This window comes from Desulfobulbaceae bacterium (genome assembly GCA_013792005.1).
GTDB lineage: Bacteria > Desulfobacterota > Desulfobulbia > Desulfobulbales > VMSU01 > VMSU01.
On record VMSU01000107.1, the window covers coordinates 11,942 to 37,642 of the forward strand.

The 25,701-nt window shown below is 49.2% G+C and carries 26 protein-coding genes; 4 read left to right on the forward strand and 22 right to left on the reverse strand.

Going from position 1 to position 25,701, the window contains the following annotated elements; all coding sequences use genetic code 11:
• Positions 1-22 precede the first annotated feature (22 nt).
• The 3 genes from FP815_06115 to FP815_06125 all read right to left on the reverse strand — a co-directional run bounded on the left by FP815_06115 (position 23) and on the right by FP815_06125 (position 2,886).
• The gene (locus tag FP815_06115; protein MBA3014514.1) at positions 23-1,237 is read right to left on the reverse strand and encodes a zinc ribbon domain-containing protein; all 1,215 of its coding nucleotides are present in this window, start codon (positions 1,235-1,237) and stop codon (positions 23-25) included.
• Between the two features lie 95 nt (positions 1,238-1,332).
• Entirely contained in the window at positions 1,333-2,424 is a 1,092-nt protein-coding gene (locus FP815_06120; GenBank protein MBA3014515.1) for an alkene reductase, read from the reverse strand.
• 129 nt (positions 2,425-2,553) lie between these two features.
• The gene (locus FP815_06125) at positions 2,554-2,886 is read right to left on the reverse strand and encodes a hypothetical protein (protein MBA3014516.1); all 333 of its coding nucleotides are present in this window, start codon (positions 2,884-2,886) and stop codon (positions 2,554-2,556) included.
• 511 nt (positions 2,887-3,397) lie between these two features.
• Here FP815_06125 and FP815_06130 point away from each other — a divergent pair.
• From FP815_06130 to FP815_06140, 3 genes are all read left to right on the forward strand, one after another.
• Positions 3,398-3,850: a YaiI/YqxD family protein gene (locus FP815_06130; GenBank protein ID MBA3014517.1), complete on the forward strand. Its 453-nt coding sequence runs from the start codon at positions 3,398-3,400 to the stop codon at positions 3,848-3,850.
• A gap of 355 nt (positions 3,851-4,205) precedes the next feature.
• Complete coding sequence (locus tag FP815_06135; protein MBA3014518.1) at positions 4,206-5,468, forward strand: diguanylate cyclase; 1,263 nt, start codon at positions 4,206-4,208, stop codon at positions 5,466-5,468.
• A gap of 930 nt (positions 5,469-6,398) precedes the next feature.
• Positions 6,399-7,250, forward strand: coding sequence for an exonuclease (locus FP815_06140; protein MBA3014519.1), 852 nt, complete (start codon positions 6,399-6,401; stop codon positions 7,248-7,250).
• 138 nt (positions 7,251-7,388) lie between these two features.
• On the opposite strand, the gene FP815_06145 is transcribed toward FP815_06140, so the two are convergent.
• The 19 genes from FP815_06145 to FP815_06235 form a co-directional block, all read right to left on the reverse strand.
• Positions 7,389-7,934: an NAD(P)H nitroreductase gene (locus FP815_06145; protein ID MBA3014520.1), complete on the reverse strand. Its 546-nt coding sequence runs from the start codon at positions 7,932-7,934 to the stop codon at positions 7,389-7,391.
• 114 nt (positions 7,935-8,048) lie between these two features.
• The gene (locus FP815_06150; GenBank protein ID MBA3014521.1) at positions 8,049-10,544 is read right to left on the reverse strand and encodes a TIGR03960 family B12-binding radical SAM protein; all 2,496 of its coding nucleotides are present in this window, start codon (positions 10,542-10,544) and stop codon (positions 8,049-8,051) included.
• A 2-nt stretch (positions 10,545-10,546) separates the two neighbouring features.
• On the reverse strand, positions 10,547-11,413 hold the full coding sequence (locus FP815_06155; GenBank protein MBA3014522.1) for a hypothetical protein: 867 nt from the start codon (positions 11,411-11,413) through the stop codon (positions 10,547-10,549).
• Between the two features lie 222 nt (positions 11,414-11,635).
• Positions 11,636-13,396 carry a tetratricopeptide repeat protein gene (locus tag FP815_06160; protein MBA3014523.1) on the reverse strand — a complete coding sequence of 587 codons (1,761 nt, stop codon included), beginning with the start codon at positions 13,394-13,396 and terminating at the stop codon, positions 11,636-11,638.
• Between the two features lie 11 nt (positions 13,397-13,407).
• The gene (locus tag FP815_06165; protein MBA3014524.1) at positions 13,408-14,028 is read right to left on the reverse strand and encodes a dTMP kinase; all 621 of its coding nucleotides are present in this window, start codon (positions 14,026-14,028) and stop codon (positions 13,408-13,410) included.
• 2 nt (positions 14,029-14,030) lie between these two features.
• Positions 14,031-15,020, reverse strand: a complete 990-nt coding sequence (gene pdxA / locus FP815_06170; protein MBA3014525.1) for a 4-hydroxythreonine-4-phosphate dehydrogenase PdxA — start codon at positions 15,018-15,020, stop codon at positions 14,031-14,033.
• 82 nt (positions 15,021-15,102) lie between these two features.
• Entirely contained in the window at positions 15,103-15,480 is a 378-nt protein-coding gene (locus tag FP815_06175) for a YraN family protein (protein ID MBA3014526.1), read from the reverse strand.
• Positions 15,467-16,150, reverse strand: coding sequence for a ribonuclease HII (locus tag FP815_06180; GenBank protein MBA3014527.1), 684 nt, complete (start codon positions 16,148-16,150; stop codon positions 15,467-15,469). The genes FP815_06175 and FP815_06180 overlap by 14 nt, the downstream gene beginning before the upstream one ends.
• 700 nt (positions 16,151-16,850) lie before the next feature.
• Positions 16,851-17,198, reverse strand: coding sequence for a 50S ribosomal protein L19 (locus FP815_06185; protein MBA3014528.1), 348 nt, complete (start codon positions 17,196-17,198; stop codon positions 16,851-16,853).
• Between the two features lie 114 nt (positions 17,199-17,312).
• Positions 17,313-17,864, reverse strand: a complete 552-nt coding sequence (locus FP815_06190) for an RNA methyltransferase (protein MBA3014529.1) — start codon at positions 17,862-17,864, stop codon at positions 17,313-17,315.
• Positions 17,857-18,624, reverse strand: coding sequence for a tRNA (guanosine(37)-N1)-methyltransferase TrmD (gene trmD / locus FP815_06195; protein MBA3014530.1), 768 nt, complete (start codon positions 18,622-18,624; stop codon positions 17,857-17,859). The genes FP815_06190 and trmD overlap by 8 nt, the downstream gene beginning before the upstream one ends.
• Positions 18,614-19,162, reverse strand: coding sequence for a 16S rRNA processing protein RimM (rimM, locus tag FP815_06200; GenBank protein MBA3014531.1), 549 nt, complete (start codon positions 19,160-19,162; stop codon positions 18,614-18,616). Before rimM ends, trmD begins: the two co-directional genes overlap by 11 nt.
• Positions 19,163-19,227: 65 nt before the next feature.
• On the reverse strand, positions 19,228-19,458 hold the full coding sequence (locus tag FP815_06205; GenBank protein MBA3014532.1) for a KH domain-containing protein: 231 nt from the start codon (positions 19,456-19,458) through the stop codon (positions 19,228-19,230).
• A 13-nt stretch (positions 19,459-19,471) separates the two neighbouring features.
• Positions 19,472-19,723: a 30S ribosomal protein S16 gene (rpsP, locus tag FP815_06210; protein MBA3014533.1), complete on the reverse strand. Its 252-nt coding sequence runs from the start codon at positions 19,721-19,723 to the stop codon at positions 19,472-19,474.
• Positions 19,724-19,851: 128 nt separating this feature from the next.
• Entirely contained in the window at positions 19,852-21,219 is a 1,368-nt protein-coding gene (locus FP815_06215) for a signal recognition particle protein (GenBank protein ID MBA3014534.1), read from the reverse strand.
• Between the two features lie 168 nt (positions 21,220-21,387).
• Positions 21,388-21,870, reverse strand: coding sequence for a GNAT family N-acetyltransferase (locus FP815_06220; GenBank protein ID MBA3014535.1), 483 nt, complete (start codon positions 21,868-21,870; stop codon positions 21,388-21,390).
• Positions 21,871-21,927: 57 nt separating this feature from the next.
• The gene (locus FP815_06225) at positions 21,928-23,472 is read right to left on the reverse strand and encodes a YifB family Mg chelatase-like AAA ATPase (protein ID MBA3014536.1); all 1,545 of its coding nucleotides are present in this window, start codon (positions 23,470-23,472) and stop codon (positions 21,928-21,930) included.
• Position 23,473: 1 nt separating this feature from the next.
• Positions 23,474-23,827: an Hpt domain-containing protein gene (locus tag FP815_06230; GenBank protein MBA3014537.1), complete on the reverse strand. Its 354-nt coding sequence runs from the start codon at positions 23,825-23,827 to the stop codon at positions 23,474-23,476.
• Between the two features lie 3 nt (positions 23,828-23,830).
• Positions 23,831-24,871 (reverse strand): KamA family radical SAM protein, encoded by a 1,041-nt coding sequence (locus tag FP815_06235; protein ID MBA3014538.1) that lies wholly within the window; start codon positions 24,869-24,871, stop codon positions 23,831-23,833.
• A gap of 211 nt (positions 24,872-25,082) precedes the next feature.
• On the opposite strand from FP815_06235, the gene FP815_06240 reads away from it, so the two are divergent.
• On the forward strand, positions 25,083-25,701 hold a 619-nt coding region (locus FP815_06240), incomplete at its 3' end, for a response regulator (GenBank protein MBA3014539.1).

Here is a 25,701-nt window from a genome sequence, read left to right on the forward strand (position 1 = left end):
TTACATCTCATACTGGACCAACTCACTCTGCCGCCCGCACCCCACACTCCTGGCAATAAGTGCCATAGACATGCCTCAGTTTACCACAGGCGCTGCATGGTCGCCATTGCGCAAAGCCACAGAACGGACAGGCGGACGCGCCAAAGGGCAACCCCTTACCACAGCGCTGACACTCCCCCTTCATGATCCTGCGTTCAAGAAGCTTCTCGCGCGAAAAAAGCTTCTTCTGAAAGAGATAGATCAGCAACAGCGCAGCTACCACAGCAAGAGCAATGACAAGATAATGCCAGATCGCCACAAGCTTGAGTGATTCCAACAGCTCAATAAGCGTCTTCAGTAATTTCTTGGGGATGATGCTGTACACAGTTTCGATGAGCTGGCAGAGAATCGGAACAAATGAGACTACCAACAGATGGGAGGAGACCAGGGTCTGAACCCCTCGGGATCTCCTAATGCTCGCGCTATTCCAGACATAAAACACCAGGAACAACGGCAGCAGGAAGATCATCTGCATCCCCAGCACCTTTACCGGGTGCCAAAAATTCAACCTTCGCAGATCAGAGATCAGTTCCTGCCGGCCCTGTTCATGCAATCCATCAATCTGTTCCCATAGTGCCTTGACTCGAGAATCCCCATTGATAGTCTGATCCAAGGATGAGACCTGATTGCTGAGACGATCAAGGGCGGTTGCGTTGTGTTGAAAATCTTTTTTAGTCGCACCAACTTCCGTTTGGCTCTCCTGCTCCTGCGCGATGGTTTCCAGCAAAGAAGTATCATACACACCTTTTTGATTACCAATCCTTCGCTGGAGTTCTTTTACTTCATTGGCAAACTTAGTGCGGTCCTCAATGAGACGGACCAACGCCTTATCGTTCTGAATTTGATCCAAGAGATCAAGGTAGGGAACACAAACCGCATGCCGCCCTCTCTTCTTCTCTGCACTCTGATAATAATTGGCGCTGAATGAGATGATTCTTTGAGAAAGATTGTCAATACGATTGGTAGGGTTCCAGTGACGGTCGATAACGATCTCCCGACAGGCAGTGGGGATATAGTCGTCAGGAGAGGAGAGTTGCCTGGTATGCTCATCAAGGCCATTGAAGATGGCTGTCAGGATGAAGATATCGAGAAACAGGATAATAACCAGCGCTGCCTTGCCCAAGGGCTGGTCATCCAGGCTCATAAGGTGGGCCCTGATCCTGTTCAGTTGATCCTTAAATTTCATACATCCCCTCATTCAATTTTCTTGATGAATCGATAAAACATTGGCAACCGGATCATGGCCCTGCGCAGGACCCGCCAGGCGTATGTTTGAATTTCGGTGTAACCGGATCAAACCTGTTTAAAAGGGGAATAATCCGTGTACCCATCACTGCCCGGACTGTACCACCGAGACATATCCTCGGCAGGATTAAGAGGCCAATTATGCTGAAAACGTTCGGGCAAATCAGGATTAGTTATAAAAGGCCTGCCAAAGGCTATCAGATCGGCATTACCCTCTGCCACTCTTTGCTCCGCCATCTCCTTAGTGTAACCGCAATTACCGATTACCACTCCTTGATAAACCGGTTTGAATTCAGCTAGGGTCATTGGCTCACCCTGCTCATGAAAACCAAAGGCCAGGCCATCCATTATATGCAAATAGCCAAGGTTAAATTTGTTTAATTCTTGTGCCACATACAGAAAGGTTTCTCTGAAGTCCGGGCTGCCCATATCGTTAAATACACCATTCGGTGAAATGCGGGCACCTACCTGCTCAGGCGCCCATACCTCCAACACGGCGTCGAGCACCTCCTTATAAAACCGGAATCTGTTCTCAAGACTGCCACCGTATTGATCGGTACGCTGATTCGTTTTCGAGTCAAGAAATTGATTGATTAAGTAGCCATTGGCGCCATGGACTTCTACTCCTGAGAAACCAGCCTCCTTAGCATTGATCGCCGCCTGACGAAAATCATCCACAGTTGCCTTAATCTCGTCCACAGACAAAGCCCGTGGCGTCTCATACGACTTACGGCCAAAAGGAGTGTGGATGTTCTCTCCATTAAGTTTCACGGCTGAAGCTGAAACAGGAAGCTCACCATTATGAAAATCACTATGCGAAGCCCTCCCGCAATGCCAAAGCTGAAGAAAGATAGGAGTATGTGTGGGCTTGATTTTTTCCGTGACCTTCCTCCATCCCTCGACCATCTGATGGGTATAAATCCCTGGCGAATCAATCCAGCCTACTCCCTGCTGTGAGACCACCGTCGCCTCGGTTATCAGAAGACCTGCTGATGATCTCTGGTAATAATATTCAGCCATCAACTCATTTGGAACACGCTCTATTCCTGCGCGTCCCCTCGTCATCGGAGCCAGGACAATTCTGTTTTTCAAACGAAGATTTCCGATGGAGAGCGAATCAAACAGGGTGTTTGTTTTCATATCTTCTTCCTCATGTAAGTAATTTAAGTGACGATACTATGGAAACTTGCGCATAGAACTTAAAGCTATGAGCGTTGTGATTCTTACTGATGATGAGTCAGTTGGCCCGACCTCCCCAGCTACCAACCTCTAGTCCCGATCCCTGCCCTTATCCCTTCGTTTGTCTATGTCTCGATATTTATCCCGATGTTTCTCCTTAAAGCGAACCTCTTTGGGATAGTGCCCTCTTGGCAAGTCAAACCAAGGCCCACGCCTTGACTTTGAATAGTACCACCTGTCTCTTAGATAATGATAGTGAAAGCCACTGTAAAAATAGAACGGCTCTACATCCAGCACCACAACAGAGGGCAGCAGGGGCACAACCATCACTCCATCAGGACCATGACCGTGCCGGGCAGGGACAACAGCACAAGCCGTCAACCAAACCAACGAGAGAAGCGTCAAAATCCATACTCTTTTCATAACTGCCTCCTTGTTTGAGTAAAATGATGCCAAAAACTCATCGCTTGTAAGTGATCACGGGGTAACGACTAGAAACTACGCTCTACTTCAGAACTGTAAGCGATTGCAGGGCACCCCAGATGCGCGAAATGGGGCTGCGAGCTATACTTCGGTATGTGAACAACCCCATGACAACTAAGCGAACGTAGCGAGACTGCGAAGCAGATGGGGTGCCCTGCAATCGTTTACCATCGCTTGGCTCATTATGCTGAAGATAAAAAGGGAACCATGAATTGTCTTCTAGCTAAAATTATTAGACTGCGACCCTCACCTCAGGTACAATACTCAGTTCATTTGATCACAGCAGAAAACAATCATCAATAGAATTAACTATACTGACAAAATTTTATCAGTAAGTGACTAGTGTGAACCATCAACCAAGCTCTCCCTGGACACCAAAAAATGAACTTGATAAACATCCCAGAATATTGATCAGTTAATGTCCGGTTATTATGACGCGCAGGAGAAAAATATGCACATCTGGGTCGATGCCGATGCCTGCCCCAACACAATTAAAGAGATTCTTTATCGTGCCGCCGAGAGGGTTCGAACCCCGATGACTCTGGTGGCAAACAAATTACTCCGCCCTCCGTCATCAAAGTACATTAAAGCCATAATCGTTCCTCACGGATTTGATGGGGCAGACAACCGGATAGTCCAGCGCCTTCAACCAGGAGACCTGGTGATCACGGCAGACATCCCTTTGGCTGCCCAAGTGATAGACAAAGGTGGCTTTGCCCTCAATCCCCGTGGTGAATTCTATACGGAAGAGACGATCAGGGAACGGCTGAGCATGCGTAATTTCATGAGTGAACTGCGGGAAACCGGGATCGAGACAGGAGGCCCCTCTTCCTTGAACCAGAGTGACCGGCAGGCCTTTGCCAATCAACTGGATCGTTTTTTGACCAGTCGCGGCAGACGATAAACCTTGCACCAAATTCAAAGCACAGGGCCTCGACCTCGGACATACCAGGTATTTAGGCGCCCATGCAAAATCTTATAATGAATATTCCGCCATTGACAGATCTTTCAGTACAATTACCCATTCAGGCGAGAATTTTTAAGAGATTGACTTTCATAAAAAATTCGAATTATGTCTTAGCATCACCATATGACTTAAGCATGTCAGAGGTATGATGATCTGCTGGGCACAGCCGGGGTAAAGGACCGTACTCTTCCTGATTATCAGTATTTTCACCCCCGAGTGAACACGACTAATCAGCAGCGCCAGTCACGGTATGCCCATCAGCTTCCCACCACACTATTGGTCTAGATATCACATGCCATTTTCAGAATTTGCCGACAAAAAAGTTTGGAAGACCTTCGCCATCAATATCAGCCTGGTCATCCTTCTAGGCATCCTTAGCATTTTCATCGGCCTTTTCCTCAACAACAAACGCTTGGTTGAAACAGGACTGACGATCAGAGCCAAGGCCCACTTCAACAATATCATCCTGACCCGTCGCTGGAATGCAGGCTACGGCGGAGTCTATATCGAAAAGACACCGGGCATAGCCTCCAATCCCTACTTGATCGCCCCAGATATCCAGACGGTGGACGGCAAAACCTACACCAAGAAAAACCCAGCCTTGATGACTAGAGAAATTTCAGAATTAGCTAAAAAAGACCCAAACGGGGCGTTCCAATTTCACATCACCAGCTTGACTCCCCTGAATCCACAGAACACTCCGGATGATTTCGAAACAACAGCTCTCAATTCCTTCGAAAAAGGGGAAATAGAGGCTACCACCAGGCAACAGAACGGAGACTCATTAGTTTTCCGCTACATGGCTCCCCTGTTCGTCGAAGAGTCATGCCTCCAGTGCCACGCGCAACAAGGCTATAAAATCGGAGATGTTCGAGGCGGGATCAGCGTCTCCTTTGACATGATGGATGTACAGCGAGCGCTCAACATCAACCGCTATATCCTGATCGGTCTTTTTATAACCACCGTCTCGGTCCTGCTGGGAACTATCTACTTCTTCATCCACAGCCTGATGATACGCCTCGCCACAATTCAGGCTAAAATCGCTGAAATGGCGATAACCGACGAGTTAACCGGACTTTACAACCGACGATATTTTTATTCCAAGCTCCAAGAGGAGATCAGCCGGGCCAAACGTCACCAGTATCCGATCAGCTGTCTGCTGATTGATCTCGATTTTTTCAAGATAGTCAATGACACCTATGGGCATCTGGCCGGTGACCTGGTCTTACGAGAAGTGGCAATCCTGCTGAGGAGTAACTGCCGTACTTCCGACACCGTGGCTCGGTACGGAGGAGAAGAGTTTGTCCAGTTCCTCCCGGAGACCGGAGCTGATGGCGCCAGAATCCTAGCGGAAAAACTCAGGACTTTGATTGGCTCTCACGTGATTCAGCTGGAAGCCTCTGATCCTCTACAGATAACAATCAGCATCGGGGCAGTCAGTCTCTCCGAGGAGGCGATTGCCAAAATCGACACCGCAGATCAGGTCATCCATCAGGCCGATCAAGCCCTATATCGGGCCAAGACCAAGGGCAGAAACCGGGTGGAGTTTGCCTGATGGTTGTGAGATTTTCTCATAACCTTTTTTTTCACCACAGTGTCCAAGCGTCTCTACGCCTGTAACCCTATGTTTTAGTGTCAGTTATTCGTCGAGTTATTAAAGATATATGGTAACTACACAGGTTAACGGTAATCAGTATCGGTTTACGGTTAAAAGAATTATGATTAGTCATAAATCATCGTATGATACTCAATGTCAGTGTGTCCTCATCCATTGGCAGGCCCCAATCACCGTCAACTGTCAACCGTCAACTGTCAACCGTAAACCGACAACCTGAGCAGTTACAATTATTTCTAACAACCTGATTTAATGGTAACGTCAAACTTCTTATAACCCGCAAGAAGCGAGGGCAAGCAGAAGGTGGGCGGGATTAGGGTGCTTGTCGATCATCTTCAGAGGAGTGCCGAGCAATCGAATTGCGGACTGACTGGATATCCCCTGATTTTACGCCTCGCCCCTTGCGACTGCCCTGCCCACCAACTTTCGGACTGTCATTGCGGTTTAAACTTAGTCTTTTCACTCTTTTTGACTTTTTTGGCGGCTTTCTTTTCCTTCATGGTCTTGGCCGGTTCCTTCTTGACTGCTTTTTTAGTGTCCTGAGATTTACTCATGATTAACGCTCCTGATAGTTGAGATTACGAGTATTCGGCACCTGGCGGACAACAACACACTGCCGCTTGGGCAACGACAATGCCTACATGCATCATGCATTTTTCCTTTTATTATGGCAAGCTTTACGAGCAAATAACAAGGGGAAAATTCCTCATTGTTACCTGCTCACTCATCGCCTACTATAGCACCGCCTTTATTCACACTCTCGGAAATGATCCCCCTTCTCCTGGGAAATAGCTCAACAGACCAACCGGCATTGTTCCCGGTTCCCCATTTCCATAACCAACAGTTGTAGATATTACCTTCAGGACTTTAATGCTGACACATACCTTTCGTCATATACCAGGCATAGGCCTTAAGAGCGAAAAACGATTCTGGGAGGCAGGCCTTACTTCCTGGGAAGATTTCAAAGAACCAGGCCCTATTCGATTAACTCCAAGTAAAATCTCTATCATCAAAAAACATCTCCAGGAGTCACAGCAACACCTCAACAATAACCCTCTGTATTTCTATGATTTATTGAACGTCAATCAGCACTGGCGCTTATTCCCACACTTCCGGCATACAACTGTTTTCCTGGACATAGAGACCACAGGCCTTAGTGAATGTCAGGACCAGATAACCACTATTGCCACCTATGATGGGAGCGAAATACGCTACTATATCAATGGTGAGAACCTGGAATCATTTATTGAGGATGTCGACCGATACGATGTCCTTGTCTCCTATAATGGCAAGACGTTCGACATCCCGTTCCTTGAACATTCCTTCGCGCGAAAAATTAACAAGGCACATATTGATCTACGTTATGTCCTACGAAACCTTGGGTATCGTGGGGGACTGAAAAGTTGCGAGAAACAGCTTGGACTCGACCGAGGAAATCTTAATGGGGTCGATGGATATTTTGCCGTGCTGCTGTGGCAGGAATATAAATCGACAGGGGACAGAAAAGCTCTTGAAACGTTATTGGCTTATAATATTGAGGACGTAGTCAATCTGGAGACCTTAATGGTTCATGCCTATAATTTAAGTCTCCGAGGGACCCCATTCACAGACTCGCTCCACCTTCCTTGCCCACCTAAACCGACATCGTTACCTTTTACCGCAGACCCGAACGTTATCAACAGGATTAAGATGAAGCATAACATGCAGGAGCACAACCACTAAAATGCCCAGCACCTAGAAATACCAGAGCTGACAGAAGTATTGATTGTGTTGATCGTCGCATTAGCAATACCGATTAATAGAGAAAGTGAACCCTGGTGGCTACGGAAAAAACCGTCCGCGCCTAGCTACCTAACCTCACTAGTAACGGTTAAAACTGCACATCTCGCTTCGGTCTTTGCGTATTTTCTTACGAAGCGGATAGCCGTCTACGGCATAGCCTAAGGTAACCAGCAGGCCGATCCTGATCTTTAATGGGATATGCAGCAACGTTTTAATGGCCTCTTCGTCAAACCAGCCGAGCATGCAGGTCCCCAACCCCAACTCTACTGCCTGTAAGCAAAAATGTTCGACAGCAATACCAATATCGATCAACGGAAATTCACGATCTTTCAAGCGAGCGCCGATCTGAGTAATGAGCTTAGGCTTTTGGATAGTGAAAACGGCAAGGACCGGGGCTTGAGGAACGAACTTATTAAAAGAAACGATGGAGCTGAAGGTCGCTCTGGCCACCCTATCTTTTACCACAGGGTCATTAACGATAATGACCTTCCAAGGCTGAGAGTTACTGGCAGAGGGAGAGAGACGGACCGCTTCGATCAATTGAGCGATTTTCTCCTCCTCCACCGGCTTATCCTGATACTTTCTCACACTCTGCCTAGTGGTTAACAACTCCGAAAATTTCATATCTCCACCACCCGATAAACCCCATGGCTCCGTAAACCGAAACACGGACAAGGCCTTTTATACTTTGTTGCCTCGCCCTAACGAAAAAAACAGTGAGTTGGAGCTTTGACGTTCTTACGAAAGCGCGCGCCAAGCCAACTTAAGTATCCTTGTCTGTGGGATCTCATCCGCCTCAATGCCAAAGAGTTTGACCATCAACTCCTGCGGCTTAACCCCTACCTTGGCAGCCTCAACCATCATGGTCATTTCAACGGTGCTCGGGTCCACCATACACATGCCCGCCACTATTGGCCGGGCATCAAGTTCCCGCTTTTTGCCTTTACGCACCACGCTGATCGGATAGTGGTCACTGGCACAAAAGTTGTCAACGCTGTCGGCAGGATAGGGTTTGGCAAGAGTAATCCGATAATCAACCGCAATCTGAGCAGGAGGCGTCTTCGCGCCAAGAGAGAGAGAGGTCACGGACAGCCCCGGTGGCGTCTGGGCCATCAGCCGCTGCCGCCAATCTTCAAGATCCTGCAACGGCGCTCCGGTCTCAACAATACAGTATTCGGCAAGACTCTCTGTCCCTACAGACAGGGCCGGACTGAACGAGACCTTAGGCGATGGACTAAACCCTTGAGAAAAGAGCACCGGCATTCCGGCCCGCTTCAAGACCCGAAAGATAACCTGGAGCAGCTCCAAGTGCCCAAGAAACCTGGCCTGTTCATGACGTTGATACTCAATCCAATAATAAAAAGATCCTTGACCTCGGAGCGGCTCCTCACACTCATTGTGAATCGACGGGGGAGACAGTTCGGAAGGAGAAAAGACCACCGGTCGGATGGTCTTAAAATCACACAAGCCGCACTGCTGGCAGCCATGATAACGGCAATCCGGGGTGTAGGCCTCATCTTTGGCCTTGTCCAGCTCCCTGGTCAGAAAATCGGCATCGATCCCCGCATCCAGATGCTGCCAAGGCAGGATCTCATCACGACCCCGACGACGCAGATACCAACTAAGATCAAGACTACACTCTTCTGCCGCCTGTCGCCACAGAGCGAGCTGAAAATGTTCTGACCAGGCATCAAGACGAGCCCCCATTCGCCAAGCCCGTTCAATCAGGGCGGACAAGCGCCGATCTCCCCGAGAAAACACGCCTTCGAGAAAACTCAGCTTGACATCATTCCACTTTAACTTGGCGTTACGGGGCAGAGTGCGCCGAAGAAAATCGGTCTTTTGATTGGCCTCGTCAATGCCAAGCTGCGGCTCCCACTGAAATGGGGTGTGAGGCTTAGGAACAAAGGTCCCGGCGCTGACATTAATCGTCCGACCACTGCGTCCGGCAAGGTGCATGGCCTTAGCAACCAGGGTAGGAATGGCGGCCAGATCCTCCTCGGTTTCAAAGGGCAGGCCATACATAAAGTAAAGCTTGATCAACTTCCAACCCAAACCAAAGGCGCTCTGTACCGTTTGCAGCAGATCATCCTCGGTGATACCCTTGTTAATCACCCGTCGAAGACGATCGCTCCCGGCCTCCGGGGCGATGGTGAATCCGGTCTTGCGCACCCGTTTTACCTGTTCCATAATCTCAGGAGTCAGGGTACCGACCCGCATCGATGGCATAGATACTGAAACCCGTTGCTTTGCGAAATGGTCCATCAACCGGACCAGGAGCGGAGCGAGGCAAGAGTAATCACCAGTGCTGAGAGACAAGAGCGCCAACTCGTCAAAGCCGCTGGAAGCAATGCCGCGGCAGGCTCGCTCCATCGCTTGATCAGGGTGCAACTCACGCACGGGTCGATAAATCATTCCGGCCTGACAGAAACGGCAGCCACGAGTACAGCCACGGGCAAGCTCAAGCCCCAAGCGGTCATGGACAATCCTGTTCAAAGGCACCAGCGGTTTATCTATAATTGGTTGTTGGTTCAGATCGGCAATTACAGCCCGACGGACGGACTGATACTCCGGCAGAAGCGGCGTTATGGCAGACAGACGACCATCCTCATGGTAGTGCGGTTCAAAGAGGCTGGGCACATACATGCCGGGGATTCGGCACATAAACTGCAATATCTCCCTCCGCCCCAGACCCTTTTCCTTGCCTGCTCGCACAAGATCAGCGATAGCCAGGATCGCCTCCTCGCCATCACCAAGGAGGATGGCATCAAAAAAATCAGCTACCGGTTCCGGGTGGAAGGCACAAGGACCGCCGCCGATAATCAAAGGATGATCATCCTTCCTGTCGCGGCTGTACAAGGGAATCTCGGCCAGATCCAGGATGGTCAGAATATTGCTGTAACAGAGTTCATACGGCAAAGTAATTCCGACAATATCAAACTCAGCAAGAGGTCGTCCTGATTCAAGTGCGAACAGGGGCTTGTCCAGTTTCCGCAAGACCTCTTCCAAGTCACGGTCAGGGGCATAGACCCGTTCTGCCAGAAACTCGGACCTACCGTTGATAATGTGATAGAGAATCTGCAGACCATGATGGCTCATCCCGATCTCATAGAGGTCGGGAAAGGCCAGAACGATACGCAAACTGACACTCTGCCACTCCTTCTGCACTACATTGTATTCATTGCCACAATAACGGCTCGGCTTAACTACCAGGGGTAAAACAGCATCTCGTATATTCACTGAACAACAGTCCTTTTATAGTCAGAGGGAGGAGTCACTGAAAACGGGCTAGGGTCCAAGGAAGGAGTCGGGTACCGTTTGGTGAAACCAAGAGTTAAGCTGCCACTGCCGCGGCCTTGAATGATAATCTTAACGGGCAATTGGCAATCGGCCGCCTTCTCGGAACCCTGGTAGTCATAGCTCAGATCAACAGCAATGCCCCCATTGCCATTCAGCACCAAATGCCGTTTAATCAACTGCTGCTCAGGGGAGTACAGAATCATGGAACGGTTCCCGCCCTCGACATAGCGCAAATCAAGCCAATAGCCCAGACCTTCCTGGTCGCGGCCGACCTCGCCAATCCCCAGGGCGCCAGGCGGTATCCGCCCCAAGAGCCAATAATAACTCATCGCTGTCGCCAACCCTTCCGGTGCGTAACGATTGAGCAAATCGGCATTAAGAGGACCAACATAGGCCTGCTGGTCCCGAACCGAGACATAGGTAAAATTCTCTCCGTCAACTGCCAGAATAGCCTCGGTCAAGCCTAAGGGATTAATCCCTTCAAAACGAATAAAGGCCGGAGCCATAGCCTTCAGGTACCCGGAAATGGTCCCGGACCATACAAGGTTATTGATAGTAACAACGACATCACTATCAAACGAAGCCGGGCACTGCCGCTGATCATTCAACATAACCTTGAATTTCTTGCGAACATCAACCGCATCACTATCTGAAAGCGGCGCTCGCTTAGGTAGCGTAGCACACCCTGTAACAATAAATACCAGACAACAGAGTCCGACAAACCGCCTCACCCTGCCAAGCGATAACCAGCCACCAACATGCCCGTGGTGGCCGACGTTATTTCCCCCGCTACGATATCTCATAAGACCTCATGCTCTGTGAAAAATGAGTCAAAACTCTTCAGCTTGGTTCAATAGTAGGCCGAAGGCAGATAGGACAAACAGCCCGTGATTCTGTCCTGTTGATTCTTCGACAAGGAGAACAACCGAGAAAAGGATGTGCTGAATGCATCGCTGAAAATAGGTTCGCTATCGGCTAGAGCTTGATCCGTTACGATCTGGTGTTCATGAATTGCACGGAGGACATCAGGGGGTAATAGCACCGATCTTGGCCGAGACTCGGGCCTTATCTTCATCCTTGTTACTCAACTCCAAGGATTTTTTATATGTATCAAGCGCTAACTGCGGCTTTTGAAGGGCAAGATAAACATCTCCAAGATGCTCATGAATAGTAGGGTCTTCGGGTTCCAAGGCAATGGCTCTCACCAGGGTCTCGGCAGCCTGTTGGAGATCTCCCATCTTGAAATACACCCACCCCAGACTATCTTGAATAAAACCGTCATCAGGACGCTGTTCAACTGCTTTCTTGACATACTCCAAGGCCTCAGGAAGCCTGACTCCCCGTTCAGCCCATGAATACCCGATATAGTTCAAGGCCAGAGGATCGTCAGGGTTAAGAATCAACACCTTTTCCATCTGAGCAATAGCCTCGGCCAGACGCCCATGACGCTCCAGAAACATGCCATAAGTAAAATAACCGCTCTCCTCCTCCGGATAGCGACGAAGAGACTCGAGCAGCGCCTTCTCTGCCTCAACGAGTTTACCCTGCTCTTCATACAAGGACGAAATGGCAAACTCATAATTCTGGGTCTCACCCTTCGACGCACTGATCACCTTAGTCAACAGGCCAATGGCCTTGGAAAACTCTTTGTCATCGGCATACATCTTGACCAGAAGGGAAAGTGCGTCATCAAATCCTTGCTCATCCGGCTTGACTGCCAGCAAAACACTTTTAGCTTGCGCACGATCACCAGCCTCATAAAGTGCCAGGGCAAGCAACGAACGGGCCACGTTCAACTGAGGATCACGGGTCAGCATCTCACGAAAAATTGTGATCGCCTCCTGATACTTCTTCTGATCCATGAATATCCGGCCGATGGCCAAATCAACTTTCTGGTTATCAAGAGCATTGCCCCGTAATTCCTTCAATACTGCCAAGGCCTTATCAGACTGTTTCTGGATTAGATAGAGCCTAACTAAACGGTTAGCCGCGTCCTCGCTGCTTTCGTCATCGCTTAAGAGTTCCTGATAAAGAGCGACAGCTTGCTCGGTCATCTTCTGGGATTCATAGAAATCAGCCGCCTCCAAAGCCAACGGCGACGTCCAGTTAAGATCAAGGGTCTTCTGATAGGCCTCTGCAGCCTTCTGATTAAACTTTAACTCCCGATACAACCGGGCAAGATAATAAAATCCCAATAACGAGTCTGGTTCAATCAATACTAATTGCTCAAAGCTGTCTCTCGCCTTTAAGTAGTCAAGACTGCTTAAATACTGTTTCCCAAGCTTCAACAGGACTTCGGTATCTTTTGGCTCCAGAACCAAATGCGCCTGATAAATGGCGATGGCCCTCTCCCCTTCCCCCATCGCACCCAGGAGATCTGCCTGAAAAAGTTTAACTTTCTGATCTTCAGGATCGGCTTGCATCAACTTCTCGACCCAGTCCATGGCCTGCTGTTTTCGATTCATCCTCAGCAGAAGCACAGTCAGATTCCTGATTACATAGTCGGCGCCACTGTCACAAACAACGGCTTTTTCGTAGGCCTCAAGCGCCTCATCATATCGCCCCTCAGTCTCGGCAGTCTTTCCCCACAAGAAATAGAAATACGAGCACTGGGTATCCGGTTGTTCTTCACCATCCTGAACTGAAGACACCACAGGTTTCTCCTTGCTCACGGTCAGAACCGAACCTATCGGCTGCCCCATGTGTGGCGTTGGCGGGGAACACGACGTCAACACAAATCCGCCCACGATCATTATCACCCAGACTATCTGTTTGAATTTAATCATAATCAATTATATCATAAAAGGATGCCGGACTCCATGACCTCGGCAACGACCCGACCATGAACTACATCAACGGGCTCGCTACCGTCAACCCGCCGAATACAGTCGTTGGTCAAATCGGCAAAAACCTTGGCGACCTGCCGCAACCCCTCCTCCTGCTCGAAGTGATTGAGTTCCTCCTGTCGATAACGCTCGATACGCATCACCGCATCCTCCGGACGGATATTAATCAGGATCACGAGATCAGGAACCGGAGCGAATGCTTCATTCTGCCGGATAATTGCTGCCGGATCGAATCCATGAACTCCCTGATAGGCGGCTGTGGAATAATAATAGCGGTCGGTCAAAACAATCTTTCCCTCTGCCAAGGCCGGTGCGATCAACTGCTCCACATGCTCCTGACGATCCGCCAAAAAAAGATCCAGTTCCTCTTGGCGACTCACCGAATCACGGGCCTGGTACAGGCGCCTGATCCGCTGCCCGTAAACTCCATTGGTTGGTTCTCTGGTAACTACAACATCATACCCCTGCTGACGCAGCCAATCCGCCAGCAAGGAAATCTGTGTTGATTTTCCGGTGCCGTCAATACCCTCAAAGGCGATAAGAATTCCCGTCCGCTTCATATCTGGGCTCATTATCAGGCCTCGCGCTGACACTGCCGGTTACCAGCGATCTCCGCCGCCAAATCAAAGGCCGCACACAGGCTGGCGGGATTGGCCTTGCCCTGTCCGGCAATATCATAGGCAGTGCCATGATCAACAGAAGTCCTGACAATCGGTAGCCCGATAGTTACATTCACTCCGTCCTCAAAGTGGAGAAGTTTAAAAGGGATCAGCCCTTGGTCATGGTACATGCAAATCACCGCATCATATTCACCGGAAACCGCCTTGTGAAAAACAGTGTCAGGCGGAAAAGGTCCGGCAACCTGCCACCCCTCGGCCCGAGCTGCGTTAATCGCCGGAGTAATAATTCGTTCCTCCTCGTCACCGAAAAGCCCTCCCTCCCCGGCATGGGGGTTGAGACCCGCCACCGCCATCCGAGGCAAAGAAAGCCCAAAATCAATGCGCAATGACTCACCAGTCAACTTGATCAAACGGAGAATAGCTTCAGTCTTCAGGTTGGCAACGACTGAAGCCAGTCCTTGATGAATAGTGACCAGGGTCACCCGCAGGGTGCGACCTGCCATCATCATCGCATATTCCTTGGCGTGACAGAGGTCAGCCAGCATCTCGGTATGGCCAGGATAAAGATATCCGGCATCATTAAGCGCGGCCTTGGTTATAGGACAGGTTACCATAGCTGAGAAATATCCGTCCCGTACCAAGCGAACAGCCTCTTCAATGCACGCGGCCATAATTTGACCACTACCACTATTGGGCTGTCCCCAGACAAGATCACTGGCGTTGAAGACCATATCAGAAGGGTAGAGTGGCTGGTGGATCAGGATCGTGCCAGGGCGATGCTGGATTCCGGGCTGCCAGGGGATCACACCCACCACAAGACCGAGCAATTGGGCCGTTCGTTGCAGAACCTGGGCATCACCAAGGACAACCGGGACGAGCGGACCTTGGTAACTCGTAGCAAATTTAAGAATGATCTCGGGACCGATACCCACCGGGCATCCCATGGTAATGGCAATAGGCGCCAAATCACCGCCTTCAGTTCTCTCCATACTTGCAATACTCATCGCTTCCACCACAATTTTCCCGTCAGCCTTCAAAGGTTAGATCAAAGGCATTCTTGATCAACTCGATGCGGGGGGGACCGCCAGCAGCTAAAACTACCGAAACAACATCAAAACGGGCAGGACGACTCATTGCTCTATTCTGACCCAAAAAGAATAAGGCTGCTTTAGCAATCTGACGTTGCTTCCGTGGGGTAACAGCCTCTGCCGGCAAACCAAACCCAAGACTTGAACGGGTTTTAACCTCGACAAACACTATTGTTCCTTTGTCTTCAGCAATGATATCAACCTCACCACAAGGTACTCGGTAGTTCCTAACCTTCACCTGATAGCCGAGGTTGAGCAGAAACTCAGCAGCTAATTCTTCGCCACGCCTTCCCTTCTCTCCTCTAGCCTTGGTCATGGCCACCAGCAAAGAACTCTTTGACCCCCGCAAACGACTTTCGATGCAAGGGACATGGCCCGTGTTCCGCAAGAGCACGCCGATGTTCCGCCGTGGGATAGCCCATGTTTGACTGAAAAGAGTAGTGTGGGTACTGGTTGTGGTAGTGTTTCATTAACTCATCACGGGTTACCTTGGCCACAATCGACGCAGCAGCGATGGTAGCGCTTCTGGAATCCCCCTTGACCAAGGCGCGCTGAGGAACCGACACCGGCACCGGAAACTTCCCGTCCACCAGCAGAAAATCAGGAACCTGAGGCATATCTTCCATGGCCTTCTTCATTGCCAGCAAGGACGCCTGGAGAATATTGTAACGGTCGATAATACGTTCAGAAATCACCCCCACCCCAATGACTGCGCCAATATCTCTAAGATGCAACGTCAACTGCTGACGAATAGCAGGAGTTAACTTCTTTGAGTCTTTAAACTGAGAGAAATCACACTCCCGTGGCAAAATAACGCAGGCCGCCACAACTGGTCCTGCCAAAGGACCGCGACCAACCTCATCGGTACCAGCAATCGCTCGAAAACCTTGGCGATACAATTCCCGCTCAAAAGAAAAGGAGTCACACTCCTGAACTGAAAAGAGGGATGCTTGAGGATCATGTCTAATAGGCTTGTCTTTTGTCATAATGACACCGCATTACCGTCTTAGGCGTGCAACCCCACCCAAAAACAGCATGTGATCACCCGATAGCGACCCCAAATTTCATCCTTGCCCAAGATATTACACAATCATCTTATCTACAGATACCAACGCAGGATATCTGAAAAGTAAGGAGATTCATTCCCCCTGGGTGAGGTGGGGCATAACAAAATAAAATTAGCAAAAATGTGATAATTTTGACAATCTCGCAAAAGTCCGGGGATGGCTAAACAAAAGGTGCGATATACAGGTAAGCGATCGAAGAGAGACTCCGAGGCGCGGGGTGTGTTTCGGAGTCTCACTCCGTTCGCTTACCTGTGAGTGAGGCCATACATATGGTATGCCGAACGAGCAAAACCGCCACGCAACGCAGTAGATCGGACTTTTTGCGACGCCATCAATTTTAAAGAGATACTTTTTATTGCTTACCATCAGCCTATACCATGCTGCTCCCTATGGATCAACGCATAAAGGCGCAAAAGTTTTACACTGTACCAGTGTATACTCTTACGCCTTTATGTTGAATGAGTTAAAAATTTTATCCCACAACTGATAGCGATAACAATGGCCATGACTCTTAACAACGAACCACAGCTGCCACCACTTTTTGCCCACTCACTCCCAGATGGTTTGCCAACCTTGACTTACTAGGTTCAAGGATAGCCGAAACTCAACCAGAAGGTGGTTAACGAAGTCCTCTTTCCTTAATTCGTGCAGCCTTACCGCGCAGATTTCTGAGATAGTAAAGACGTGAACGACGGACGCGGCCCATGGTTATAACTTCAATTTTTTCAATCTTCGGCGAATGAAGGGCAAAGGTCTTTTCTACCCCAATCCCATGGGAAACTTTACGCACAGTAAAGCTTGCGTCCATTGAACCTCGCTTTACTCGAATGACCACACCCTTAAAAATCTGGATCCGCTCCTTCGCGCCCTCTAAAATTCTGATATGTACATCCACAGTATCCCCAGGACGAAATGTAGGGATATCAAAACGCATGTTTTCCTGTTCAATCTTTTGAATCACAGTCATTGCCATCATCATCACCTTCTTATGTTAAGATCAGTACGATAGACTTACTTCAAGCCCATCAAAGTAGAAAATTTCGATGTAATCCTTACCAAATTGGAGCCGTATTTATTCTTCCTAAAGCACGCCCAACAAACGATCCAATACGATTGAGCAGGCAGAACGGACGGAAAGATGATTATACGTTTCTCTACTGCCAACAGGTGGCAGAACAACATCAACAGCTGCCATGACTTCCGGTGTCAAACCAGAGCCGGTGCCAAACAAAAGCAATATATGCTCTCCATCCGCCAATCGCTGACGGAGAACCGCAAATTCCAATGTCCTCTCCTGTACCTTGGCGCTTGTTGCCACGACCATCGGTCGGCTAAGGCCTTTCACCGAATAATTCGAATACAGTTCTTCAAGACTGGGGCAGATACTGACAATGGAAAAAGCCTCTCTCCGGTCTGGGTTATGCTGTGCCCCATACCCTGTACGCCAATGATCTATAATCTCACCAACCAATTTCTGTTGATCCGCAAAAGGGGTGATGATAAAAAAATTATCCACCCCATAGGACCTTCCTGCCCGGGCAATATCATGAATATCCAAGTTTGTAACAGCAGCCCCGATAATCTCTTTCTTGGCATTGCATACAGGGTAATGGACTAAGGCGATATCAAGCATCAGAACCGTTATCCATGGATGTTACTAAGTCACTCACGTCAATGCCCTGCCGCCGAAGCATCTTCATCTCGCGACGGGAAAAAAGAGCCAGCTCAATCAAGTCTGGACGACGAGCCCTGGTCCGTTTCACAGACTCGACAAGACGCCAATCTGCAATGGCCTGATGATCCCCGGACAGAAGCGCCTCTGGCACTTCAATGCCTTCAAACTGCCGTGGCCTGGTATACTGGGGATGCTTTAACAATCCACGGCTGAATGTATCGCATTCAGCGGAGTCCGAGCACCCTAATACTCCAGGCAATAACCGTGTTACTGAGTCAATCACGACCAACGCGGCCAATTCGCCGCCAGTCAGCACGTAATCACCTATAGATATTTCATCATCGAAATATGCTTCCACACGAGCGTCAACCCCTTCATAACGTCCGCAAAGCAAAATCAGATGTTCTTTCTGTGCCAGATCCGAGGCTACTTTCTGGGTGTATGGCCGCCCCTGTGGTGTCAAAAAGACCACGTGCCCACCAGGATGTTCGCTCTCTACCTTTTGAAGCGCAGCAACTATTGGCTCAGGCTTCATTACCATGCCCTCGCCGCCGCCAAAGGGCCGATCATCGGTTACGGCATGTTTACCTAAGGCATAGTCACGAATATTGTGAAATTCAATGCTCAAAGCGCTGGCGGCAAGGGCCCGGCTGATAATCCCTTCCTCAAGCGGAGAGACAAACAAATCGGGAAAAATCGTCAGTACATCAACACGCATCAGGCAAATTAATTTCCAAAAGTCCTGGCATGGGACTGATGGTCAAAATCCCTGACTCATTATCCTGATGGACAATTATCTCTTTAATCACCGGGATCAGATACTCACCATCTGCTCCGGTTACAACCAAGACATCATTTGCGCCTGTGGCGATTAGGGATGTTACAGTTCCTAACTCCTTCCCCTGATCGGTAACCACGGTAAGTCCAAGCATCTCATGCCAGTAGAATTCATCAGCCTCCAATTCCGGCATCTGACTTTTGAATACTGATATTTCACAACCGACAAGAGCTTCGGCTTGGTCGCGGGTAGTAATCTCACGCAACTTAAGAGCCACGGACTTTCCTTGAGGACGCGTATACTCTACTGAATACTGCTGGACCACTCCACTACGTTCTGTGAGTATTGTCGTAAAAACAGCCAACTCTTTCAAATCGCCCGAGTAAAGAGTTACCTTGACCTCCCCATCAAGACCGCGAGCCTTAACTATGGTCCCAACAGCCACTGTATGAGGATCAACTACAGGTACCTTTGCCATCCGATTATGCCTCAGAGCTGCCCATCTCCAGCCAAACAGCAGTTGGATGTAATCGGCCAGCCGGATTATTCAACAATCTCGAGTCTGACTTTTTTGTCAAGTTTAGCAGCAGCGGCAGTCAACACTGTCCGAATCGCTTTCGCAGTTCGGCCTTGTTTGCCAATGACCTTCCCTAAATCATCCTTAGCGACTCGAAGCTCTTCGACCACCACATCGTCTTTTTGAAGCTCTTCGACCGTAACCTCATCAGACTTATCGACCAACGCTTTTGCGACAAAAACAACCAGTTCTCTCATTACAGTAAGACGACTATTCAGCAGCCGGAGCTGCATTCTTAGCCAACAGGCTCTTTACCGTTGTTGTCGGTTCCGCGCCCTTATCAAGCCAATCCTGCAACTTCTCATGGTGAATGGTCACTTCATGCGGTTCAATCATCGGGTTATAGGTTCCAACGATCTCAAGAAACTTGCCATCGCGACGGGCTTCGGAATTTTGGACAACAATCCGATAAAAGGGTTTCTTCTTACGACCAAACCGGCTTAATCTAATCCTGACAGCCATTACACTCTTCCTCTCTAATTTAGTATTTAGTCCCCTTCTGTTCAAAAGGGGGCGATGTAATCACAAAAACTGCATGCCACTAGGGACTCACAGCCAACAGAGACTTCCCTTAAAACAACCACTCTATTTCAACGCAACCCACTGAGTTTCTTTCGTTTTTTATTGCCAACATTCATCTTCGATGATGTTCCGCCAAACATCGGCCCCCGCATCTTACCCATCATCTTCAACATCTCGCTATAGTTCTTGAGAACACGATTGACGTCCTGAACCGTCGTCCCACTACCTGACGCAATCCGCTGCCGACGGCTGGCATTAATGATCTCATAACGCCGCCTCTCAGCCTTGGTCATGGAGTTGATGATCGCCTCGACACGGGCCAACTCTTTTTCATCCGGCTTAGGCATGTTCTTGATCTGCTTAAACTTATTGAGTCCGGGGATCATGCCCATGATCTGTTCCAGACTTCCCATTTTTTTGATTTGCTGAATCTGATCCCGAAAATCTTCCAGCGTAAAGGTGTTATGCTTAAGTTTCTTGGCAAGGGCTTCTGCCTTCTTCTTATCAACAACTTCTTCCGCTTTTTCGATCAAGGACAAAACATCGCCCATGCCAAGGATACGCGATGCCAGACGATCCGGATGAAAAACCTCCAGCCCGTCCAAATCTTCGCCCGTACCGACAAACTTGATGGGACACGAAGTAACCTTCTTGATGGAAAGAGCAGCTCCGCCTCGGGCATCACCCTCCATCTTCGACAGAATAATGCCGGTCAGTGTAAGCATCCGATGGAACGAATCAGCGACCGACACCGCATCTTGGCCGGTCATCGCATCGGCGACAAGGAGTATTTCGCGTGGTCCAACCGCCTCCTTAATTCTGCCAAGCTCCGCCATCAGGGCCTCGTCTACATGAAGACGACCAGCAGTATCAACAATGACAGTATCGTAGAGATTATGCTTAGCGGCAATAAGCGCGCTCTTACAAATATCTACCGGATCCTGACTCGCCAGAGACGGATGGACCGGAACATCAATGGACTGCCCCAAGACCCGAAGCTGTTCAATCGCAGCAGGACGATAGACATCCGCCGGAACCAGATACGGACGTCTGCCCTTCTTCTTAAGCTGTTTGGCAAGCTTTGCCGAGGTTGTAGTCTTTCCTGACCCCTGAAGACCGACAACAATAATAACAGCAGGAGATGGTCCCGTCAGCCGAAGGTCCTCTGTCGCTCCTCCTAAAAGATCAATCAACGCCTCATGGACGAGCTTGACCACTTGCTGCCCAGGAGAAAGACTCTGCAGGACGTCCTGACCTATGGCACGTGCAGTAACCGATGCAATGAAGTCCTTGACCACGGTGAAATTAACATCGGCCTCCAACAAGGCCATGCGTACTTCACGCAATGCGTCCTGGACGTTCGCTTCGGTCAGGGTCCCCTGACCCCGTAGTTTTTTAAAGACCCCTTCGAGGCGGTCTGATAGTGTTTCAAACATATTCGTTACAGCAGTTTACCATAGGGTATAGTTGGACCTTTTTTGAGAATCTGCAAACATAAACTGATTACTTTTGCTTGTCAAGAAACAAAGCAATCGTTATCAGGATTATATCAAACCGCAAACAAGCCCCTGCCTCCACTATATCAGAACTTTGAAGCTAACATCTTACCCAGAAAGATCCTTAACATAGATAAGCTTATCATCACCCTGACGATAATAATCCTTAAGGCAAGCGATATTCCGAAAGCCCATTTTTTGATAAAAACGACAGGCTGGGATAAAATCAGACAGAGAGGATGTATCGATATAAACTTGCCTGCCGTGCTGACCAATAATAATATGTTCCATATAGCGAACAAGTGCCTCCCCAACGCCTTGCCTGGAAAAGCGCGGAGCTACTCCTATCCAATATAGATCCCAGCACCGATCCGTCAAAGGGGCGAGACCAAAAACGACAAATCCTACGACAACCCTATCAACCTTGGCACAATATCCATAGTATTGCTGAAAGGGATGACAGGCTGCCTCCTCACAAAATTCCATAGCCGCGTCAATGGCTTCCGAGGAAAAATGATCCCATCCTTTAAGAATCTGGGTAATCTGGACTTGATCAGAAGGCAGCAACACATGAATACCGAGTAAGCTCATATCCTGCTTACTCTCGGCAACGGACACGCTGCGCTGCGGGTGATAAATAGAATCTTTTCATTGACGAGAGGCATCATCTTTCCGGACGAGCCGTCGATACTGAATTGCCTCTGCCACATGAGCCGCCTGGATGACTTCTGAACCATCTAGATCAGCTATTGTGCGGGCAATTTTTTGGATACGGCGGAAGGCCCTGGTCGACAGGCCAAGACGTGTCACCGCCCTTTCAAGCAGTTGTTCCGAGGCCGGATCAAGATGACAAAAACGCTTGATCTGCTTGGGGGGCATCTGGCTATTACAGTAAACACCGGCCAATCCGCCTAAACGCTTGTGCTGAACATCACGGGCACGAACCACCCGGGCCTTGACCTCTGCTGATGTCTCCCCATCATTTTGAGTGGAAAGTTCTTTAAACGGTACGGCTGCGACTTCAACATACATGTCAATTCGGTCAAGCAAAGGACCAGATATCCGGCTCCGGTAACGCTGAATTTGAGTGGCTGAACATCGACATTCGTGATTGGGATCACCAAGAAATCCGCACGGACAGGGGTTCGAAGCTGCCACCAGGATGAAATTGGCCGGGAAACTGAGTGAACTCGATGCCCTGGAGATAGTCACCCCCCCATCCTCCAGGGGTTGACGGAGCCCCTCCAGAATATTCTTCTTGAACTCCGCCAACTCATCAAGAAACAAAACACCGTTATGGGCCAACGAGACTTCACCAGGCCTGGGAATCTGCCCCCCGCCAATCAATCCGGCATCAGAAATTGTGTGGTGAGGAGCACGGAAAGGACGTTGCGTGACAATGCCGTCATCTTTACTGACTAAACCGGCAACGCTGTAAATACCAGTAGTCTCAAGAGCTTCCTCCAAGGTAAGATCAGGGAGGATAGAGGGCAGGCGGCGGGCCATCATCGTCTTGCCGCTCCCTGGCGGACCTTCAAAAAAGAGATTATGGCCACCAGCTGCTGCTATTTCCAAAGCCCGCTTGGCATGGGCCTGCCCCTTTACTTCACACAGATCATTATCAGCCCGGGGCTCACGTTTAAAAAAACTCGCAAGATCAACGAAAAATGGGGAGATCTCGATATTCCCGGTAAAAAAATCTATGGCTTGGTGGAGTCGCTCAACCGGAATAACATCTAACCCTTGAACCACAGCTGCCTCCCGGGCGTTCTCCACCGGCACAACTATCCCCTTAAGCCCAGCGCGTCTGGCGGCCAGGGCGATGGGCAAAACACCAGGAACCGGTCGCACACGACCGTCCAGGGATAATTCACCTATCAATAGATACCGATCAAGCAGGGCAAACGGCCCAGCCCCGCCTGCCGCGACAATCCCAACTGCTATCGGCAAATCATAGCCAGTCCCAGCTTTGCGGACATCTGCTGGGGCCAGATTAACTGTAATCCGGTGAGGTGGGAACTCATACCCACTATTTTTGATCGCGGCTTTCACCCGATCCTTGCTTTCACGCACAGCCGCCTCAGGCAAGCCAACAGTAGCAAAGGCTGGCAGCCCAAAGGCGATATCGACCTCCACCTCTACCAGCAGCCCATCTACCCCCTCAACTGTGGCGCTGTGAACTTGTGATAACACCTTATACGTGCCCCGAATCCCGCACAAAGGCAACTGTCTCTTTAATAACTCTCACTAAACGTTGCCGGCTTTCTCCGGCATCAGACAAATCGCCATTTACAGCGTATGCGCTCAACTCTGCTGTTGCCTCAATAATATACCGGGCTTGTAAGGTGCCAGCGCTTCCTTTTATCTTATGACACAACTTTCGAACTATTTCAGGATCGCCACCGGCAAAGGCCTTATCAAGCTCTTCGACCCAAAGCGGCGCCTGTTCCAGCAACAATTGCAAGAGTCGACGAAATAGAGAGTCATAGCCCGACACATGTTGCCGTAACTCTTCGAAATCGATAAACGTAACTGGCTCTATTTTCACAGGCTATCCACCATCAACATAGGAACAAATCGTTCCACAATAGTTTTCAAAAATCATCGTCCGGCTCTTTTCAATCACATAATCAGGCACCAAAGGAATCTTGCCGCCACCACCAGGGGCATCAACAGCGTATGTTGGAACGGCTAAGCCCGAGGTATGTCCGATCAGTGAACGCATGATTGACAACCCGGTGTCGATAGAGGTCCTGAAATGATTCGTCCCTTGAGTCATATCAGCCTGAAAAATATAATAAGGCTTAACCCTGATTCGCAACAACCCCTGCATCAGACTTCTCATTACCTCTGGCGTGTCGTTTACTCCACGCAACAGTACCGTCTGGCAACCAAGGGGAATACCAGCATCAATCAACCGCCCACACGCCAGAGCAGCCTCCGTGGTCAATTCCACCGGATGGTTGAAGTGAGTATTGATATAAAGTGGATGGTACCGTTTAAGAATTGAGACCAGTGATCTCGTCACCCGCATCGGCAAGACGCAAGGAACACGGCTGCCGATACGAATAATTTCAACCGTTGGGATTGACCGCAAAGCTGCAAGCAGTTTGTTAATCATCTCATCCGGCAGCAGCAGAGGATCTCCGCCTGAAACAAGAACATCACGAATGGCAGGAGTTCTGCGAATATAATCAAGACCCGCCTGAATGGTTTCATCAGTAATCACCATACGCTCCGTCCCGACTTTCCGTTTCCTGGTACAAAAACGGCAATACATGGCACACTGGCTGGTCACCAGGAACAAAGCACGATCCGGATATTTATGAATCAGATTAGGGACCGGACTCAAAGTTTCTTCTGCCAGCGGATCCTGGAAACAGACTGTGTCGGACAACTCCACAGGATCAGGAACAGCCTGACGCCAGATCGGGTCATTCACCTCTCTGATCAACCCCAAATAATATGGATTGATCCGCATGGGATACCGCTGAACAACCTCTGCCATCCCAGCTAAGTCTACTGAAAATCGGGCCGCCAGTTGGGTTGGTTGAACAATACTTTTTTGAACTATCTGATGCCACTGGGCCATTGCTTCCCAACCACTCTCGCTTTCTCAGTGAAGATGCACATCAGCATCAAAAAAAATTCTTATGGACCACACAATGTATGAACGAAACAAACAAGAGTATTCCCCTCACTGAAACATCTCCAAACCTCGCCAGGTTTTGCCTTAGTATACTCACAAAGACACAAAAGTTACCAAAAAAGACGCTACCATAGACTAAATAACTCTTGTTTGTATGGCAAATAATATCGTATGCTTAGTGACAATACCAATGAAAGTAAACTACTTTCCAGGAAAAATATTTTTTATGAGCACTATGCCATACCAGATTGACACAAACTCCTTTAATCCAACCAGGAAAAAAACCATTCTGGTAATTGATGATGATCCCACCACACTGAACCTTCTCGTCAACCGGCTCTCCAATGCCGGATTTTCTCCCGTAACAACAAAAAATAGCGCAGAGGCGCTGACCCTCCTCCGGAATCAATCATTCGACCTTATCCTTACCGATCTTGTCATGCCAGAGATTGACGGCTTTCAGGTACTATCAACGGTCACGCATGAAGATCCGGAACTGCCCGTCATTATCATCTCCGGCCAAGCTGGCATCAATGAATCCATCAAAGCACTACGCCTTGGCGCCTGGGATTTCGTCACGAAACCAATCGATGTGGCATTACTTATTCATCAAATCAACAAAGCTTTGGAACGAGCGGCGCTACTCAAAGAAAACACTAATTACCGACATAAACTCAAGGCTGAAGTCGAAGCAAGAACAGCAGAACTTTATAAACGAACTCAAGAACTCGAAGATTCAAACAATGCTCTACGCCACGAAATCCAGACCCGCC

Excerpts from the sequence above, each read along its gene's own strand:
- FP815_06115 (MBA3014514.1), bottom strand. The coding sequence starts at position 1,237 with ATGAGGGGATGTATGAAATTTAAGGATCAACTGAACAGGATCAGGGCC.
- FP815_06120 (MBA3014515.1), bottom strand. The coding sequence starts at position 2,424 with ATGAAAACAAACACCCTGTTTGATTCGCTCTCCATCGGAAATCTTCGT.
- FP815_06125 (MBA3014516.1), bottom strand. The coding sequence starts at position 2,886 with ATGAAAAGAGTATGGATTTTGACGCTTCTCTCGTTGGTTTGGTTGACG.
- FP815_06130 (MBA3014517.1), top strand. The coding sequence starts at position 3,398 with ATGCACATCTGGGTCGATGCCGATGCCTGCCCCAACACAATTAAAGAG.
- FP815_06135 (MBA3014518.1), top strand. The coding sequence starts at position 4,206 with ATGCCATTTTCAGAATTTGCCGACAAAAAAGTTTGGAAGACCTTCGCC.
- FP815_06140 (MBA3014519.1), top strand. The coding sequence starts at position 6,399 with ATGCTGACACATACCTTTCGTCATATACCAGGCATAGGCCTTAAGAGC.
- FP815_06145 (MBA3014520.1), bottom strand. The coding sequence starts at position 7,934 with ATGAAATTTTCGGAGTTGTTAACCACTAGGCAGAGTGTGAGAAAGTAT.
- FP815_06155 (MBA3014522.1), bottom strand. The coding sequence starts at position 11,413 with ATGAGATATCGTAGCGGGGGAAATAACGTCGGCCACCACGGGCATGTT.
- FP815_06160 (MBA3014523.1), bottom strand. The coding sequence starts at position 13,396 with ATGATTAAATTCAAACAGATAGTCTGGGTGATAATGATCGTGGGCGGA.
- FP815_06165 (MBA3014524.1), bottom strand. The coding sequence starts at position 14,028 with ATGAGCCCAGATATGAAGCGGACGGGAATTCTTATCGCCTTTGAGGGT.
- pdxA (MBA3014525.1), bottom strand. The coding sequence starts at position 15,020 with ATGGGATGCCCGGTGGGTATCGGTCCCGAGATCATTCTTAAATTTGCT.
- FP815_06175 (MBA3014526.1), bottom strand. The coding sequence starts at position 15,480 with ATGACCAAGGCTAGAGGAGAGAAGGGAAGGCGTGGCGAAGAATTAGCT.
- FP815_06180 (MBA3014527.1), bottom strand. The coding sequence starts at position 16,150 with ATGACAAAAGACAAGCCTATTAGACATGATCCTCAAGCATCCCTCTTT.
- FP815_06185 (MBA3014528.1), bottom strand. The coding sequence starts at position 17,198 with ATGACTGTGATTCAAAAGATTGAACAGGAAAACATGCGTTTTGATATC.
- FP815_06190 (MBA3014529.1), bottom strand. The coding sequence starts at position 17,864 with ATGCTTGATATCGCCTTAGTCCATTACCCTGTATGCAATGCCAAGAAA.
- trmD (MBA3014530.1), bottom strand. The coding sequence starts at position 18,624 with ATGCGTGTTGATGTACTGACGATTTTTCCCGATTTGTTTGTCTCTCCG.
- rimM (MBA3014531.1), bottom strand. The coding sequence starts at position 19,162 with ATGGCAAAGGTACCTGTAGTTGATCCTCATACAGTGGCTGTTGGGACC.
- FP815_06205 (MBA3014532.1), bottom strand. The coding sequence starts at position 19,458 with ATGAGAGAACTGGTTGTTTTTGTCGCAAAAGCGTTGGTCGATAAGTCT.
- rpsP (MBA3014533.1), bottom strand. The coding sequence starts at position 19,723 with ATGGCTGTCAGGATTAGATTAAGCCGGTTTGGTCGTAAGAAGAAACCC.
- FP815_06215 (MBA3014534.1), bottom strand. The coding sequence starts at position 21,219 with ATGTTTGAAACACTATCAGACCGCCTCGAAGGGGTCTTTAAAAAACTA.
- FP815_06220 (MBA3014535.1), bottom strand. The coding sequence starts at position 21,870 with ATGAGCTTACTCGGTATTCATGTGTTGCTGCCTTCTGATCAAGTCCAG.
- FP815_06235 (MBA3014538.1), bottom strand. The coding sequence starts at position 24,871 with ATGGCCCAGTGGCATCAGATAGTTCAAAAAAGTATTGTTCAACCAACC.